The 257-nt window shown below is 61.5% G+C and carries 1 pseudogene; it reads left to right on the forward strand.

Features of this window, described 5'->3' with window-relative positions:
* Positions 1-257: pseudogene (locus KBY02_RS26095) on the forward strand (RHS repeat protein); the annotation flags it as partial.

Raw genomic sequence — 257 nt, forward strand, 5'->3', positions numbered from 1 at the left:
TACGACGCCAGCGGCCAGCGCCTGCGCAAGGTGCGTACCACGCAAGCCAAAACCATTACCCATACGGCCGATGTGCGTTACCTGCCCGGTCTTGAAATCCGTACCGATACGGCCACTGGCGAAACCCTGCACGTTGTTGTGGCCCAGGCCGGGCGCAATAACGTGCGCGTGCTGCATTGGGCGTCTGGAAAGCCCGACGCGCTTGAAAATGATCAGACTCGCTACACAGTGAACGACCACCTGGGGTCCGGCACGCT

The organism is Pseudomonas sp. P129 (assembly GCF_020312195.1).
GTDB classification, from domain to species: domain Bacteria; phylum Pseudomonadota; class Gammaproteobacteria; order Pseudomonadales; family Pseudomonadaceae; genus Aquipseudomonas; species Aquipseudomonas fragariae.